The organism is Aminobacterium sp. EBM-42 (assembly GCF_001896635.1).
Lineage (GTDB): Bacteria > Synergistota > Synergistia > Synergistales > Aminobacteriaceae > Aminobacterium > Aminobacterium colombiense.
The window spans coordinates 81,192-95,401 of the sequence record NZ_MPPC01000027.1 but is presented as its reverse complement, the minus strand read 5'-3'; the positions used below and the strand labels follow the sequence as shown (position 1 = coordinate 95,401).

Sequence of the window (14,210 nt, the reverse complement as noted above, 5' to 3'; positions counted from 1 at the left end):
ATCATTGCCATCCTTTACTATGATAAATTATTAGAGCGATATCAAGTTTAGTTGGCATGATATCATGATATTTTAGAAGTGTAAAGTATCGACATGAAAATAGAATAAGGATACAATTTAGGCACATTATGAAAGGAATATGAGCTATGGCTAAAAAGAACATGGTACGCTACGTATGCTCAAACTGCGGAAACATAAGCCTAACATGGAATGGGCGCTGTTCTGCCTGTGATATGTGGGGAACCTATGAGAAAGAAGAAATAGACGAATCAGGCTGCGAGAAGCCCCGTTCTTCAGATTTGATGGCTGTTAATATTATTGACGTAAGGCCTCCGCAACGTTTTACATCCGGGATTCCAGAGCTTGACCGTGTTCTTGGTGGCGGCTGGGTATCTGGAGGGGTAGTGCTTCTCGGAGGCCAGCCTGGCATTGGGAAGTCAACGCTTCTTTTGCAGGTATGCGGAGCAATGGCAGCGCGAGGAGAACGGGTACTTTACATCTCAGGGGAAGAATCGGCTTCTCAGGTAGCCTTGAGAGCTAGACGTCTCTTAGCTCTTCATAATAACCTTGATCTTTTTTGTGACACAGACCTCGACGGGGCACTAAGTCATGTGGAAGGTCATGGATTTGTTGTTCTCGATAGTGTTCAGGCCATGAGGTCATCCCTGGAAGATGGCTGGCCGGGCACGCCGTCTCAAGTTCGAGCAGTGGCTCAGCAATGTATTGATAGCGCCAAAAAGACTGGGATACCCTTTGTAGTGGTTGGCCATATTACAAAGGAAGGACGCATAGCAGGCCCCATGCTTTTAGAACATATGGTCGATGCAGTTTTACTTTTTTCTGGAGAAGACACGTCAGCGTACAGAATGATCAGGGGAACTAAGAATCGGTATGGCAATACTGATGAGCTTGGTATCTTTGAAATGACGGAAAAAGGGCTTATTGCTGTGGAGGATCCAAGTGGCCTCTATTGGAATAAGGCGGATGTAAGTGTGCCAGGGGTAGCGGTAACAGTCGTAATGGAAGGATCTATTCCTCTCATGGCTGAAATTCAGGCCCTTGCCAGCGCTACGACTTTTCCCTATCCCAAGCGAACGTCTCGTGGTATTGATGTTAATAAGGTTCATCTTCTCACTGCTGTGCTAGAAAAGAGAGCAAAGACAACGTGTAACATGTTTGATATCTATTTGAATGTGGCGGGGGGCCTTGTCGTAAAAGACCCTGGTGCGGATTTGGCTCTTGCTGTTGCGCTTGCTTCTTCTGTTCACGAGTGTTCTCTGCCTTCAGACTGTTGTTTTTTAGGAGAAGTTGGATTGGCTGGAGAGATTCGCCCGGTAGGGCGTATTGGGACTCGTCTTAGAGAAGCAGCGCGCCTGGGATTTAGAAAAGCTATTGTAAGTCATCAGCAGAAAGGGGATTTCCCGAAAGAGATACGTATCTGTCGGGCAGTGAACATTCGAGATGCCCTACAGGAGGTGATGCCATGAAGGTTAAAAACCTGTCTGTTCTGATAATATGTTTAAGTGTTTTTGCCCTTTTTTCACAAGCGGCTTTTGCTGCTACTAATGTTATTGTTACCCCCTTGCAGGGGAGTGTGGGCATTACCATGGAAGAATATATGAAGCGTGTTGTTGAAGAAGCTTACCAAAACAAGGCAGGTCTTGTTGTGTTTACTATGGACACCCCGGGAGGCCTTGTTACATCTATGCGGGCAATGACATCGTTTTTACTCGATGCCCCTCTTCCAGTGGTCATGTGGGTTGCACCAGAAGGGGCCAGGGCGGCGTCAGCAGGGGCTTTTCTATTGCAGGCTGCCCATGTGGCCGTAATGGCGCCAGGGACGAACGTAGGGGCTGCACACCCAGTTGTCGCGTCAGGAAAAGATGTGCCCGATGAAGAGATGAAACGTAAGATTACGAATGATCTAGCGGCCCATATGCGTTCGCTTGCCCAGGTTCGAGGCCGGAACGCAGAAGTTGTTGAAAAAATGGTTACCGAAAGTTTATCTCTTACCGCTTATGAGGCCCATAAAGAAAAAGTCGTTGATTTCTTGGCTGCAGATATTGACGAGCTGTTAGAGAATCTTGAGGGGTGGAAAGTTGATGTGCGCGGGGATAAACGAGCCCTCTCACTCAAATCGTATCAGGTTATCAATGTGGAAATGACGCCAAGGGAACGAATGCTGCAGCTTTTATCTGATCCTAACGTGGCATATCTTTTGTTGACCGCCGGTATTTTTGCAATAGTTCTGGAAGTCCTTTCTCCTGGAGGATTTATTCTTGGGACTGCTGGTGCTGTAATGGTCCTGATGGGGGCCTATGGGCTCAGAATGCTTCCTTTTAATTGGGCTGGCTTGATACTGCTTTTAGCTGGCATTGTTGTTATTATTGTCGACCTGCTTGTAGGTGGTATAGGCATACTGAGCCTTTTTGGCATGGCAGCTCTTGTCACTGGTGGGCTGATTCTTTTCCGCGCTCCGGGAGGTGAGCTTTTGAGTGTTTCTAAAAGCGTTATTATCGGAATGACTGTCGCTTTTTCTCTCTTCTTTATTATAGCCGTCGTTTTTATATGGAAATCTATGAAACGACAGGTTTACTCAGGACAGGAAGGATTGATCGGATATAAGGCAGAAGTTCTAGAAACCCTTCAACCGGAAGGGCTCGTCAAATGTCATGGTGAACTGTGGAAGGCCAGAACAGAATCTGGAGAGACCTTACCTGAGGGTTCGCCTGTACGGGTTGTGCGTGTGGAAGGATTGGTCCTTTACGTAGAGAAAGAAGATAGGGAAAATGCTCTTAAAGAAGGAGGGAGTATATAATTATGTTGGATGGACTTTTGTATTTCTTGTTTAATTTGGGAAGTTCCTTTGGGTTTGTTATCATTCTGATCTTGATCCTTATGTCTGCTATCAAGATCGTTCCTGAATATCAGAGAATTGTGGTATTTCGTTTAGGTCGTCTTATAGGGGCAAAGGGGCCCGGTCTTGTGATCGTTATTCCTGTGGTTGATCGTGTTATCCGCGTGGATCTTCGAATTGTAACCCTTGATGTTCCCGTCCAGGAGGTCATAACAAAGGATAATGTGCCGATCAAAGTGAATGCTGTAGTTTATTTTAGAGTTATGGATCCTGCTAATTCAGTAATTGAAGTAGAAAATTATATGTTGGCAACGAGCCAGCTTTCTCAGACGACACTGCGCTCTGTTATCGGAGGAGCAGAATTAGATGAAGTTCTCTCTTCACGAGAAAAGATCAATAGCGAACTTCAGAAAATTATTGATGAAAGAACTGATTCATGGGGAATCAAGGTCAGTGCCGTTGAAGTTAAAGAGCTTGAACTTCCTGAAGGGATGAAACGTGCTATGGCTAAACAGGCAGAGGCAGAACGGGAACGGCGGGCAAAAATAATTAATGCCGAGGGAGAACTGCAGGCAGCCAAGACACTGAGCGATGCGGCAAAGCAAATGGAGGTTTCTCCTGTTACATTACAACTTCGATATTTACAAACATTAAAAGAAATTGCGAGTGAAAAGAATTCCACCACATTTTTCCCTCTGCCAATGGATATTATCAAGCCCTTTATTAAGCGCTTTGAAAAAGAGGAAAAAGAATAGGATACTTTGCACATATAACATATGAGGGATATAATTCCCTGATATGACTTCAGAGGTATCTGGTGCGAGGAGGCAGATGCATGGCTTATGATTTTCTTTCTATCGAACAAAAGTGGCAGAAAGTGTGGGAGGAAGAGAACACTTTCAAAGTAAAGGCAGATCCGTCTAAGAAGAAGTTTTACTGCCTTGAGATGTTCCCATATCCTAGCGGGGCTCTTCACATGGGACATCTTCGGAACTATTCCATCGGCGACATGATGGCACGGTTCTTATGGATGAATGGGTACAACGTCCTTCATCCCATGGGGTTTGATGCTTTTGGCCTCCCAGCAGAGAACGCTGCTCTCAAGTATGGTGTGCAAGCTCATGAGTGGACCCATAAAAATATTGAACAAATGACAGACCAGCTCAAGAGAATGGGCTGTAGTTACGACTGGGATCGGCGGGTTGAAACATGTAACCCGGATTATTATCGCTGGACCCAATGGATCTTTTTGCAGTTTTTTAAGAAAGGGCTGGCCTATCGTAAAAAAGCTCCTGTTAATTGGTGTGAAAGTTGCAATACGGTTCTTGCTAATGAGCAAGTTGATAGCGAAGGGAAATGCTGGCGGTGTAATTCTCCAGTCATAAAGAAAAAACTTGAGCAATGGTTCTTCCGTATTACTGATTATGCTCAGGAACTTCTTGACGATCTCGATCAGCTTCCAGGCTGGCCGGAACGAGTGCGTATTATGCAAAGAAATTGGATTGGCCGTTCTGAAGGAGCTCGTTTGACCTTCACCGCCAAGGAATTGGGAGAGGAAATTGAAACCTTTACCACACGTTTCGACACGATCTTTGGCGTGACCTTCCTGGCCCTTGCTCCTGAGCATCCCCTAGTAGATACGATTCTTGAAAAAGCTTCTAATAAAGAAGAATTGGAAACTTTTGTAAAAACATGTATCAGCCAAAGTGAAATAGACCGTACAGCGGTTGGTGGGGAAAAAAACGGTGTTTTCACAGGGTTTTACGCCACCAACCCAGCTACAGGCGAAGATGTTCCTATATGGATTGCAAACTATATTCTTATGGACTATGGAACCGGGGCAATTATGGGTGTGCCTGCCCATGACGAACGCGACTTTGATTTTGCTCGTAAATACCAAATCCCTGTGGTTGCAGTCATACAACCTGCCGAGGGGGACCATCTCGACGGGGATACGATGTCAGAGGCCTTTGTGGATAATGGCATAGCTTTCAATTCAGGAGAATTTAATGGACTTCCCACCCAGGAAGCTATTGGCCGAATGCTCGATTGGGGTGAGGAAAAAGGTTTTTGTACGCGAGAAGTGAATTTCCGTATTCGCGACTGGCTTATTTCCCGTCAGCGTTACTGGGGGGCTCCTATTCCTATCGTTTATTGTGACCATTGCGGTATGGTTCCAGTACCGGAAAAGGACCTTCCTGTTTTGTTGCCTACAAATCTCACTGTTAAAGAGGGGGGGCGCTCTCCTCTCGCGGAGGCGGATGATTGGGTTAACACCACGTGTCCGGTTTGTGGAGGGCATGCCAGGCGAGAAGTGGATACCATGGACACCTTTATCTGTTCATCATGGTACCAGTTTAGATATGTAGATCCCCGTAACGACAAGAAAGTCTTTGAAACGGACCTGGCAAACTACTGGATGCCTGTAGATCAGTATATTGGAGGAATAGAGCATGCTTGTATGCATCTAATCTATTCCCGTTTCTTCACCAAGGTCTTTGCAGATCTGGGCCTTTGTAATGCCAGGGAGCCCTTTTCTAATCTCCTTACCCAAGGGATGGTGATTAAAGATGGGGCCAAAATGTCGAAATCCCTTGGCAATGTAGTGGATCCCGATGAGATTATTCAGAAGTTTGGTGCCGATACGGCAAGGCTCTTTATCCTTTTTGCCGCACCTCCAGGAAATGACCTTGAGTGGTCTGAACAGGGAGTAGAAGGGGTACATCGGTTTTTAAATAGAGTGTGGCGCTATATTGAAGAAAATCTCGAGGGGCTCAAGAACGCCTCAATGGAAAGGGTTGAAATGGGCTCCCTCGTCAATAAAGATCGTCGGGATTTTAAACGAAAGATACATAAGACAATTGAGGATGTGACCCGGGATATTCAGGAAGAAAGGCAGTTTAACACGGCAGTTGCTCGTTTAATGGAGTTGTTAAATAGCATATACTCATGTTCACCAAAGGATGAAAAAGACTGGGGTCTTCTTCGTGAGGGTGTAGAAGTTCTTCTTATGTGCCTTAATCCTTTCTGTCCTCATATTACAGAAGAGCTTTGGCAGATGCTTGGAAATCAGAATCGGCTGGCTTTGAGTGCATGGCCAATTAAAGACGAAGCAGCTCTTGTCCTTGATTCTGTGACTGTAGTTATACAGGTAAATGGAAAAGTTCGCCATAAAATAGACTTGCCAGCGGGGCTCTCTAAAGATGAGTTGCAGCAAAAAACCTTGAATGAACCCACTATACAGAAGCGCATAGAGGGGAAAGATCTTGTTAAGGTTATAGTAGTACCAGATAAGCTGGTGAATGTGGTGGTGAAGGAGTAGTGCCCAAAATCGTAATTATAAGCGCCTCTGAGGTTTCTCAGAGGCGTCTTCTTTCTAAGACCCTTCAAAAATACACGATTCAGGGATATAGCCTTAGTGGCCGCAAGGAAGGAGGTTCCTGGCAAGATATCCTATCACTGGGAAAAAACCGGGTGCTTTTTAGCGAGAAGCAAATGCTTCTTGTTGAAAATGCAGAAAATCTAGGGGTATTGCCGGAATCTATGATTACCTTTTTCAATTCTGTAGAAGAATCTTGCCTTGTCCTTCTCGTTTATGATGGTAGTCCCTCTAAATATATTCCTAAAGAGGCCCTCCAGCGAGCAGAAATTTTGAAGGCCGAAGAAATTCCTTTCTGGCCATCGGCCAGGCTGCGTTGGCTCCTAAATTTTTGTGGGGACAGGCGCATAAATTTAGAAAAAGAGGCAGCTGCTTTGCTCATAGACTGGATAGAAGATGGAGAAGAGCTGCGAAGCGAGATTGAAAAGATTGCAGCCTTTTCTGATGGTCAGACAGTGACTTCAGAAATGGTAAGGGCACTTTCTTTTGATGAGGGGCGTAGCTCTATGCTTCGTTTTCTTGATGGGGTGTGTCAGGGAAATCGAAAAGAAATTTTGATCCTCTTCCCTCATCTTCATCAAGATGTCCCGTTTTTAATGTTAGTAACGGCCCTTTACAATCGTTTAAAACCAGTTATTTATCAATATATTTTCCCATCTCTTTCAGAAAAAGATATACTGGAGATGCTCAAGGTTCGCAGTTATGCAGGTAAAATGGCTTCGGAAGCAAGAAAAAATTATGATAAACAAACCCTTTTTGCCTTCATTGTGGAATTAACTGGTCTTTCTTATGGGGAAAAAACTGGCGCCGGAGCAGGTTGGGCTGGCCTTGAAACCATAGTTCTTCGCTTGATTGGCAGCATAAAAAAAGAAAAAAGCTGAGTCGTGGATATCCCTATCCTGGCTCAGCTAAAAAATTCAGAATTTTTATGGGTGGAAGCCTTTTATTCCTGGCTGCTCTCAGGAGCTGCCCCCGCTAGGGCCTTTACCTTGTTGGTAAGAAGCGACTTACGGCGAGCCCCAGTGCTACGGTGCATAACACCCTTCACAACAGCTTTATCAATAACGCTCTGGGCAACTTGAAGCCGTTTTCCAGCCAGTTCGGCATCCTGATTATTAACAGCTTCGAGAACCCTCTTGGCAGCCGTTTTGCATCGGCTTGTCCAGTAACGATTGTAGAGACGATTCTTTTCACTGGTTCTCATTCTCTTTTCAGCGGATTTCTTATTGGGCATTTCCTTCACCTCCTCCCATAAAACGCACCACATTTTAACATGCTCTCTGATATATTAGCAATAGAACAATGCTTTCGCCATAGAGAAGAGGTTGTAAAATGAACAGCAACATGCATCCGATGGATAAAATTTTTGCCCCTTCAGGGCTTTTTGAAAAAAATTTTGAGGATTATGAATATAGAGAGCCCCAGCTTCTTTTAGCTCAAAAAATATGGGACTCCTTTATGCAACAGAGAAATACAGTGTTTGTTGCTGAGGCCCCTACTGGAATAGGTAAAACCTTTGCGCTGTTGGCTCCTGCTTTAAAGTGGGCCTTGCCTCAGGAGAAAAGGATCCTCTTTCTCACAGCCGGAATTACCCTTCAGGAACAATTAATACGAAAAGACCTCCCCCGCCTTAAAGAGCTATTGGGATATGATGTTTCCTTTGGTCTTCTTAAGGGGAGGGGCAACTATGTTTGTGTCAGAAGAGCCCTTGAACTCGAACATGAAGGTTTTCTTTCTTTTGGAGATAGTGGTGCCGCCTCCATATACCTTTCTGAGTGGCTAAAAAAAACTCAAACAGGTGATCTTTCAGAGTTAAAACTTCCTTCCGATTTTCCAATATTTCCTAGAGTTGCCGCGCAAGTTCGTGGCTGCCTTGGACATCGTTGTCCTTATCGTGATAGGTGCTTTATTCAAAAAGCCTTAAAGAAAGCACAGAATTGGGATGTAATTGTCTCGAATTATCATATGTATTTTGCCTATGTAATGAACGGGAAGGGAACCTTCCCTGTGGATTTTGATGTGTTGATCTGCGATGAGGCCCACCGTATGGTCGATGCAGCTCGGTCGATTTCATCTGTAAGGGTTTCATGGGAAGATCTGGTTCGGCTTCTTAGAAGCAAAGGGGCCGCAACTGCCGAATCGTTCCTCTCAAATCGAGAGGAAGAACAAGGTGTGTTGCGGGACGAACTTTCTTCTGTCCAAGAAGAAGGAAGAAAACTTTTTGAGCTCCTTGAGGTTTCCATAGCCGACGGAGTGCTTATCCCTGTTCGTAACGAAGAGCTTTACCGTTGCGGATTACTGGTTTCTTCACATATAGAGACGGCCTTAAAAATGTTGCGTTCTATTGAAGAGCTGTGCAATGAGAAACCTTATGACGTGGATGACGGTCCTCTGGCTCTCGCCCTTGCATGGATAGAAGAGGTTCGGCTTTTTTCCCACTCTCTTCAGTGGTGTTTAGCAGTGGGCCATTTCCCTGAGTGGGCGTATTGGCGAGAAGGAGATGCCCTCGTAAGTGAACCTACCCTGTGCTCGGATAAGGTATCAGAGGGGATTCTTTCTCAAAAAGCAGAAAAGATCATTGCAATCTCTGCTACGATGACAGTAGAGGGATCTTTTGATTTTTGGAAGAGAGAAACAGGAATTATCCCTACAGATACGTATGTCCTAGAGTCTCCCTTTGATCTTGAAAAACAAATGAAAATACTCGTGGTGGATCTTGGTCTGAAAGTCATAGAAAAAGGCTATGACGAGCGGGTTTGTCGTGTAGTAGAACGTCTTTGTAATGACAACGGGGGAAGTTCTTTGGTTCTCCTCAGTTCCATGAGACTTGTTAAGAAGGTGGGCAATTGGCTTAAGGGAAGCCAACATCCTTACACAGTGTATGTTCAGAACGAATTACCCCGAACAGAACTTCTTGAACGTTTCAGATCAGATCTTTCAAGCGTGCTGATTGGGAGTGTTTCCTTCAGAGAAGGAGTAGATGTGCCGGGAGAAGGGTTGACCCAGGTTATTATTGACAGAATCCCCTTTCCTCACCCGAAAGATCCAGTTGTACAATCAAGAAACGAATTGGAAGGAAGAAAAGCTTTTGTAACAGTAATTCTCCCTCAGGCCAAAATGTTTCTACGTCAAGCTCTTGGACGCCTTATCCGATCAAAAAGTGATCAGGGCAGAGTTGTTATTCTTGATGGTAGAATTATTGATAGACAGGATTGGCGGATACGGAAAGATTTGCCCTTAGTTCCAATACAACGATTTACAGTCAAGAGTAATTCTGTTGCTCATGAGAAAACGGTGTGATATAGTATCAAGGTTGATCGGTTTCCGGTCTTTTGCATTGATGTTTTATTTTGTAACTGGGAGGTGTAGTCGTGAATAAAGGTACTTTTCAGCCCCATAATAGACCGCGAAAGAGAAAAATGGGATACCTCTCTCGTTCCAGTTCCCCCAGCGGATTGAGAATTCTTCGCAACCGGAGACGCAAGGGGCGTAAGCGTTTGGCTGTGTAGCTTTGAAGCTCGGATATTCACGCTCTGTGCGGCTCAAGAAGGGTTGGGAATATGATTATGTTTTCCGCACCGGCAGTCGCTTCAAAGGCGAGCTGGTGCGGTTGCTGTTTGTGGAGGCCCCCGACGATAGAACTAGGATAGGGCTGGCCGTAGGGAAACGCCAAGGATCGGCTTGTGTGCGCAATAGGGGACGGCGCATTCTGAAAGAGAGCATACGTCGTATTCTACCATGGGTAAAAGGAACATGGTGGTGTGTTTTTTCTCTTCGAACAGCAGGGCTGGAAGCAAATGCCTATGACGTGTATGATGATATGGTGGCTCTTTTAGGGCGTGTAGGGTTACTTGATGAGTCGTGGCCGGGGAATATGTGGGAGAAAAAGAATAAAAATGACGGATAGATTAAAATGTTGACAGAAATAGCCGTGACTGCTATTAGATTTTATCAGAAATGGATTTCTCCAATGTTAGGAAAGAATTGTCGATTTTATCCGACCTGTTCTCAGTACACCCTTGAGGCTATAGAAATGCATGGTATCTTGATCGGAAGTTGGCTTGGATTAATCCGTATAATGAAATGTGGTCCGTGGCATCCTGGGGGATATGATCCAGTGCCAGATTTTCCACTTAAGAGAAAAATATCTCCTAAAATCTACAATTCTGACTGAGGATGGTGAATGGTGTGGGTACTCTCTGGAAAGCAGCGGGGGATTTTATACTTCTTATCCTTGAAACCCTTCATAATTTAACGGGTTCATGGGGAATTGCAATTATTTTGCTGACACTGGCGGTAAGAATTCTTCTTCACCCTCTTACCCATAAACAAATGGTTAGCATGCAAAGGATGCAGAAGCTTCAGCCCCGCATGAAAATGTTGCAGGAAAAGTATAAGGATGACAAAGAAACACTGAATAGAGAAATTATGAGCTTGTATAAAGAAAACAAAGTAAACCCTGCGGCTGGATGTTTGCCTCTTCTTGTACAATTGCCTATTCTTATTCTATTATTCCGTTTGTTGATGAACTATAATTTTGGAAGTGTTCCTTTCCTTGGCTTCATTAGCCTTGAAGGATCTGTCCTTTCAACGCTGGCTCAGGCGGTAGCTCTTCCAGAAACAACTAAAATAGGTGTTATGGCTGTGCTATCTGGTGTTCTCGCCAACCCTGCGGGGTTGGCTCAAGTAGGCCTTTATCTGGGGAACCTCATGCTCCTTGTTGTTGTTGGTATTCTCACGTGGGCACAGCAGCAGATGAGTTCTACGGGGAATCCGCAGATGGCGATGATGAGCTGGTTTATGCCTCTCTTTCTCACCTTTATATGCCTTAGCCTGCCTGGGGGAGTTTTGTTGTATTGGGGAGTTTCATCTTTCCTGGGAGTAGCTCAGCAGTGGTGGATTACCAAAAAAACAAGTCAGGAAATGCAGGAGAAGCCAGTCTTACATAAATCTAAACCCGCAGGCAAAGAGGAAAATTAAAGGTATCCCGGGCATGGTAGAGTGTCGAAGGGGGATTATACATGACCGAGCAAGACAAGTTTATTATGGAAGTCAGCTCCATAGACGAAGCTAAAACATTGGCCGCGGCCAAGCTGGGATTAAATCCGGAGGACTTCCTTGTTAAGATAATCGAAGAAGAAAAAAGTTTTTTTGGTCTATTGGGGAGAAAATTAAGGGTAGAAGTATGGACTGAGCTGCCGGTATCAGTCTTAAAGGGGCAAGAACTGGCGGGGGATCTTATTAAACGTATGAGACTTTCCCTCTCTGTAAACGAGGAAGATGGTTTTTTGAACCTTTCTGGTGATGATGCTGGAATTATTATTGGAAAGTACGGCGAAACTCTGAAAGCCATGGAGTATCTCCTCAATCTTATGATGCGTGACGAGACCAGAGAGACCCGTATCAAATTAGATAGTGACGGGTATAGAGCCAGACGGGAGGCAAGTCTGAAACGCCTGGCCCTAGCAGCTGCCAGAAAAGTGGAAAAAAGGGGCAAACCTGCCTATCTTGAACCCATGTCCAGTTGGGAACGACGCATTATCCATTTGGCATTGAAAGATACAGATAGCGTAATGACACGCTCTGTAGGAGAAGAGCCGTCTCGCAAAGTAGTAGTTTGCCCAGCCCATTCTACAAGAAGCAAACGCCGTTAACACACTATGTATCCGGAACTATTCTCTATAAGGAATTTTACGATCCACAGCTATTACGTGCTGTGGATCGTTGCGTTAGTGACGGCTTTTCTCTGGACGTATAAAAGAGGAATTCAGTACTACGGCATCCCTCCCTCTAAAATGGGGCACTTGTTGGGAATGGTTGCTTTGGGAATTATTGCGGGTATATGTACTGGCATGGGTATTCATCTTGGTCGAGAAGCTGTATTTCAAGATCCCCTTAGCATACTTCATTTTTGGAAAGGAGGAATGTCTTCTTATTACAGTTTCATAGGCGGCTGTTGCTTTGCCTTCTTTTATATCTTCCGTACAAAATTGTCTCTATGGCGTGTTGCAGAATCGGCATCCCTCCCCTCCGCTGCGTTAATAGCTATTGGCCGGTGGGGCTGTTTTTTGAATGGTTGTTGTGGGGGAATTCCAACATCTCACCTTTGGGGAGTACGCTTCGCTATTGATCCGGAAGCTTTAATCCGCCATCCCACTCAGCTTTATTATTCTTTCGGAGCTCTTGCAATTCTCCTTGCGTTGCAATGGATTGAGTTTCGTTTAGGGGAAAGCGAGCGCTTTGTAAAAGCTGCATTTCTCTGGCCCCTATTTTTAATCCTTTGGGGTTTCTTGCGTATTTTTGTGGATCCACTTCGTATTGATTGGTACCTTTCTGGAATAGAAGCATCTCATAGAGGTAGTTTTTCCATGGTAATTGTAGGTGGAATCTGGCTTTCTTATTCTTGCTGGAAACTTATTCGTAAAATTTATGATTAAAGTATCAGTAAAAGAAACGATGTCCTTTTCAAAAAGCCGGATACAATAGATATGGAAAGTAAACGGAGGTGAAATAATATGAAAAGGATGTACAACACAATTGCTCTTCTTTCCATAATAGCTTTTGCTCTGAGTGCGATAAGCACTTCCTCTTTTGCTCAAGATGTTTTCACTGGGAACCCTATAGCGGTCATAGCGAAGGATGCTTCTCCAGCCGTGGTCAACATAGATGTAGAGGCTACAGTTACACGGTCAGTCTCTCCTTTCCCGAATGATCCCATATTCAAGCGTTTCTTTGGAGAAGAGTTTCAGCGTTTTTCTAGAACTATACCAATGAAAGGGCGTGGATCTGGCTTTATTGTTACAGACAACGGCCAAATTCTCACCAATAGTCATGTTGTAGAGGGAGCGGATAAGATTACAGTAACTCTTTCTGATGGACGGACCTTTCCCGCTGAAGTCCTAGGAACTGACCCTACTTTTGATTTAGCCGTGATCAGGATAGACGCCCGCAATCTGCCTGTGCTCAAACTTGGTGACTCTGACCGTATAGACGTGGGAGAGTGGGTTGTTGCCATAGGTAACCCTTTTGGCCTGGAGCACACTGTGACAGTTGGTGTCATATCTGCAAAAAACAGGAGCATTCACGCTGGAGATGTAAATTTTGACGGTTTTTTGCAAACTGATGCAGCTATTAATCCGGGGAATAGTGGCGGTCCCCTGATCAACCTTTCGGGGGAAGTTGTGGGGATAAACAGCGCTATTGTCCCTTATGCTCAGGGAATAGGATTCGCTATTCCTGTTAACATGGCGAAGCAGATAATGGATGATCTTGTAAAATATGGAAAGGTCAAAAGAGGTTGGCTTGGTGTGTACGTGCAGCCAGTGACGAAAGAGTTTATCACAGCTTATGGCTTAAAAGAAGAAAAAGGAGCCGTTATCAGCGATGTGGTGTCAGATTCGCCAGCGGATAAGGCAGGATTGCAGCGTGGCGATGTGATTATTGCTGTTAATGGTAACAAGATAGACAATCATCAGGATCTTGTTTTTAGAATACGCCAATTTATGGCAGGGGATACAGTTAATCTTGAGATAGTGCGTAAAGCAGAAAAGAAAAATATTTCTGTTAAACTAACAGAAGTTGCTCCTGCAGGAGAAGAAAGCCAGGAAAAAGGATCGCCTAAAACCTCAGAGCTTTTTAAAAAAGTTGGTGTTGAAGCAAGTAATGTTACCACACAGCTTCGTTCCCAGTACGGACTAAGATCAAAGGATGGAGTGGTTATAACCTTTGTTGAGCAGGGATCATTTGCTGCTCGTGCAGGGATTCGTGAAGGAGACCTGGTTCTGGAGGTAAATGGCACAAAAGTGTCTGATGTGAGCGACTTAAATAAAGCCGTGGGGAATAAGGACAATTCTTTAGTGCTTCTTTTAGGCCGGGGCGGGAGAACGTTCTTTGTTTCCATGAGTTTTTAAAACGCAAACTTATACTTATAAGTAAAGGGGCTGTCCTTTGAAGGACAGCCCCTTTACTTCGATT

General features: G+C 44.7%; 14 protein-coding genes. 13 read left to right on the top strand and 1 reads right to left on the bottom strand.

The features are described 5' to 3' along the window. Nucleotides 1-146: 146 nt before the first annotated feature. The 5 genes from radA (at nt 147) to holA (ending at nt 7,117) form a co-directional block, all read left to right on the top strand. Entirely contained in the window at nt 147-1,487 is a 1,341-nt protein-coding gene (radA, locus tag BUC50_RS09025; RefSeq protein WP_013048086.1) for a DNA repair protein RadA, read from the top strand. Next, nucleotides 1,484-2,818: an NfeD family protein gene (locus BUC50_RS09020; protein ID WP_013048087.1), complete on the top strand. Its 1,335-nt coding sequence runs from the start codon at nt 1,484-1,486 to the stop codon at nt 2,816-2,818. Before radA ends, BUC50_RS09020 begins: the two co-directional genes overlap by 4 nt. A 2-nt stretch (nt 2,819-2,820) precedes the next feature. Further along, entirely contained in the window at nt 2,821-3,612 is a 792-nt protein-coding gene (locus BUC50_RS09015; RefSeq protein ID WP_013048088.1) for a slipin family protein, read from the top strand. 80 nt (nt 3,613-3,692) lie between these two features. Then, the gene (gene leuS / locus BUC50_RS09010; RefSeq protein ID WP_013048089.1) at nt 3,693-6,179 is read left to right on the top strand and encodes a leucine--tRNA ligase; all 2,487 of its coding nucleotides are present in this window, start codon (nt 3,693-3,695) and stop codon (nt 6,177-6,179) included. Further along, on the top strand, nt 6,179-7,117 hold the full coding sequence (gene holA, locus BUC50_RS09005) for a DNA polymerase III subunit delta (RefSeq protein WP_013048090.1): 939 nt from the start codon (nt 6,179-6,181) through the stop codon (nt 7,115-7,117). The genes leuS and holA overlap by 1 nt, the downstream gene beginning before the upstream one ends. Nucleotides 7,118-7,179: 62 nt before the next feature. On the opposite strand, the gene rpsT is transcribed toward holA, so the two are convergent. Further along, nucleotides 7,180-7,470, bottom strand: a complete 291-nt coding sequence (rpsT, locus tag BUC50_RS09000; RefSeq protein WP_013048091.1) for a 30S ribosomal protein S20 — start codon at nt 7,468-7,470, stop codon at nt 7,180-7,182. A gap of 98 nt (nt 7,471-7,568) precedes the next feature. Here rpsT and BUC50_RS08995 point away from each other — a divergent pair, with 98 nt between their 5' ends. The 8 genes from BUC50_RS08995 to BUC50_RS08960 all read left to right on the top strand — a co-directional run bounded on the left by BUC50_RS08995 (nt 7,569) and on the right by BUC50_RS08960 (nt 14,146). Then, complete coding sequence (locus BUC50_RS08995) at nt 7,569-9,536, top strand: ATP-dependent DNA helicase (protein WP_013048092.1); 1,968 nt, start codon at nt 7,569-7,571, stop codon at nt 9,534-9,536. A gap of 71 nt (nt 9,537-9,607) precedes the next feature. Continuing rightward, on the top strand, nt 9,608-9,745 hold the full coding sequence (gene rpmH / locus BUC50_RS08990) for a 50S ribosomal protein L34 (RefSeq protein ID WP_041459327.1): 138 nt from the start codon (nt 9,608-9,610) through the stop codon (nt 9,743-9,745). A gap of 2 nt (nt 9,746-9,747) precedes the next feature. Beyond that, the gene (gene rnpA / locus BUC50_RS08985; RefSeq protein WP_052292795.1) at nt 9,748-10,143 is read left to right on the top strand and encodes a ribonuclease P protein component; all 396 of its coding nucleotides are present in this window, start codon (nt 9,748-9,750) and stop codon (nt 10,141-10,143) included. Between the two features lie 6 nt (nt 10,144-10,149). After that, nucleotides 10,150-10,410, top strand: coding sequence for a membrane protein insertion efficiency factor YidD (gene yidD, locus BUC50_RS08980; protein ID WP_013048094.1), 261 nt, complete (start codon nt 10,150-10,152; stop codon nt 10,408-10,410). 14 nt (nt 10,411-10,424) lie between these two features. Then, on the top strand, nt 10,425-11,216 hold the full coding sequence (locus tag BUC50_RS08975; RefSeq protein ID WP_013048095.1) for a YidC/Oxa1 family membrane protein insertase: 792 nt from the start codon (nt 10,425-10,427) through the stop codon (nt 11,214-11,216). Between the two features lie 41 nt (nt 11,217-11,257). Continuing rightward, entirely contained in the window at nt 11,258-11,890 is a 633-nt protein-coding gene (gene jag / locus BUC50_RS08970; RefSeq protein ID WP_013048096.1) for an RNA-binding cell elongation regulator Jag/EloR, read from the top strand. A gap of 6 nt (nt 11,891-11,896) precedes the next feature. Beyond that, complete coding sequence (locus BUC50_RS08965; protein ID WP_083775764.1) at nt 11,897-12,673, top strand: prolipoprotein diacylglyceryl transferase; 777 nt, start codon at nt 11,897-11,899, stop codon at nt 12,671-12,673. Nucleotides 12,674-12,751: 78 nt separating this feature from the next. Next, on the top strand, nt 12,752-14,146 hold the full coding sequence (locus BUC50_RS08960; RefSeq protein ID WP_013048098.1) for a Do family serine endopeptidase: 1,395 nt from the start codon (nt 12,752-12,754) through the stop codon (nt 14,144-14,146). Nucleotides 14,147-14,210: the final 64 nt, after the last annotated feature.

Bases quoted from the DNA above. Each gene is read 5' to 3' on its own strand.
- BUC50_RS08965 (WP_083775764.1), top strand. From the start codon at position 11,897: ATGTATCCGGAACTATTCTCTATAAGGAATTTTACGATCCACAGCTAT.
- BUC50_RS08995 (WP_013048092.1), top strand. From the start codon at position 7,569: ATGAACAGCAACATGCATCCGATGGATAAAATTTTTGCCCCTTCAGGG.
- BUC50_RS08960 (WP_013048098.1), top strand. From the start codon at position 12,752: ATGAAAAGGATGTACAACACAATTGCTCTTCTTTCCATAATAGCTTTT.
- rpsT (WP_013048091.1), bottom strand. From the start codon at position 7,470: ATGCCCAATAAGAAATCCGCTGAAAAGAGAATGAGAACCAGTGAAAAG.
- radA (WP_013048086.1), top strand. From the start codon at position 147: ATGGCTAAAAAGAACATGGTACGCTACGTATGCTCAAACTGCGGAAAC.
- BUC50_RS09020 (WP_013048087.1), top strand. From the start codon at position 1,484: ATGAAGGTTAAAAACCTGTCTGTTCTGATAATATGTTTAAGTGTTTTT.
- yidD (WP_013048094.1), top strand. From the start codon at position 10,150: ATGTTGACAGAAATAGCCGTGACTGCTATTAGATTTTATCAGAAATGG.
- leuS (WP_013048089.1), top strand. From the start codon at position 3,693: ATGGCTTATGATTTTCTTTCTATCGAACAAAAGTGGCAGAAAGTGTGG.
- jag (WP_013048096.1), top strand. From the start codon at position 11,258: ATGACCGAGCAAGACAAGTTTATTATGGAAGTCAGCTCCATAGACGAA.
- BUC50_RS09015 (WP_013048088.1), top strand. From the start codon at position 2,821: ATGTTGGATGGACTTTTGTATTTCTTGTTTAATTTGGGAAGTTCCTTT.